At 39.3% G+C, this 1,475-nt stretch carries 2 protein-coding genes and 1 pseudogene; all 3 read left to right on the top strand.

The window, feature by feature from the left end; translation table 11 throughout:
- Window positions 1-314: hypothetical protein (locus tag FTV03_RS17835; protein WP_218950682.1), on the top strand; the 314-nt coding region annotated here is incomplete at its 5' end.
- Window positions 315-400: 86 nt separating this feature from the next.
- Window positions 401-1,276, top strand: coding sequence for an SDR family oxidoreductase (locus tag FTV03_RS17685; protein ID WP_078081115.1), 876 nt, complete (start codon window positions 401-403; stop codon window positions 1,274-1,276).
- 74 nt (window positions 1,277-1,350) lie between these two features.
- Window positions 1,351-1,475, top strand: a pseudogene (locus FTV03_RS17680) (CmlA/FloR family chloramphenicol efflux MFS transporter); the annotation flags it as partial.

Here is a 1,475-nt window from a genome sequence, read left to right as displayed (position 1 = left end):
TAAATTTTCAGCGTTGCTGGCTCCCCGTCAGCCGGATTGGGTTGCATCGCAGGGGTGTCGAAAGAGTCAACTGCGGTCCAAAGCTGTTGGACTTGGGTGAAAAGGGCGTTTATTCTTCCTATACGTATAGGAAACCTTTATTATACGGTTATAGTAAAAAGGGGGAGAGGAATCTTCCTCTTTTTTATTTTAAAGGGAGATCTCCCATGACACTTCGTAGAAAAGGGTACATCAATGAATTTGATGGCTTATTTGTGATACCAACAATCGGATTAATCCTGTTGAAATTTTATATTTCTATATTTAGAGCATAGGCAGATTGCCTGTGCTCTTTATTTTGTTTGTTTTAAATTGGTATTGAATGATACCAATATTACATGATTAATGGAGGAGATTATTTATGACATTTAATAACAATGAAAATACACGTGTGTGGTTTATTACAGGTGCAAGCAGTGGACTAGGATACGAATTCACAAAAAAAGCATTGGAGTCAGGAGAGAAGGTTGTTGGTGTTGCTAGAAATATTGAAAAACTGAATGAGTTAAAATGCCAGTTTGAAGGAATGTTACTTCCTTTAAGTCTTGATGTTACTGATAGAAGTGCTGTTTCGACTACAGTGGAAACTGCCATTAAACATTTTGGAAGACTCGATATTGTCATTAACAATGCAGGGAATATGGTAATGGGAATGATTGAAGAATTTAGTGAAGATGAAGTTAGAAGCCAAATGGAAACTAATTTCTTCGGTACAGTATGGGTAAGTCAAGCTGTTATGCCGTACTTGCGGGCACAAGAATCAGGTCATATTATCCAGATATCTAGTATTGGTGGACTGATTAGTGGTCCAATGTCGGGAATCTATAGCGCTAGTAAATTTGCTTTAGAAGGATTTAGCGAGGCTTTAGCACAAGAAGCTGCACATTTTGGTATAAAAGTATCTATCGTAGAACCTGGAGGTTACTGGACGAATCTATACTTAAAAATGAGTTTTACTACACAGAAAAAAGAGTATGATTCATTACGTGAAAAGTTGGCCCAACAATATTCAAACGAATCGGTGGATAGTGATCCTAAGTTAGCCGCCGAAGCTATAATGAAACTGGTTAATAGTGAGAATCCGCCTCTCCGATTAGTTCTGGGAAGCCTTGTATATGATTTAGCTGTTGAAAATGCAGAAAAACGTATATTTACATGGAAAGAGTGGGAATCAGTCAGTCGTTCTTCGGAACATGGGATTCCTGCACCAGAAGGATACGGAATAATTGAGGAATAGAAACCCTAAGAAATAAACTCTCTAAACTACAAAAACTAATTAATGATTTAATATGTTTATTAACTTAATCGCCGGGCGCAACGGCTTTCGTCATTGCGTCTCTGGGAGCAGCTTGGTCTTCAACTGCACCGGCCTTTGTCGCTTTCCGTCTACTTCAAGCAGTGGGCGCGTCGGCCATGCTGGTGGCGACGTTCGCGAC

This window comes from Acinetobacter sp. YH12218 (assembly GCF_013417925.1).
In the GTDB taxonomy this organism is placed as follows: domain Bacteria; phylum Pseudomonadota; class Gammaproteobacteria; order Pseudomonadales; family Moraxellaceae; genus Acinetobacter; species Acinetobacter amyesii.
This window is presented reverse-complemented; position numbering and strand designations above follow the sequence as displayed.

What these genes read in the sequence shown, in the direction of transcription:
- FTV03_RS17685 (WP_078081115.1), top strand. Translation starts at nt 401, where the DNA reads ATGACATTTAATAACAATGAAAATACACGTGTGTGGTTTATTACAGGT.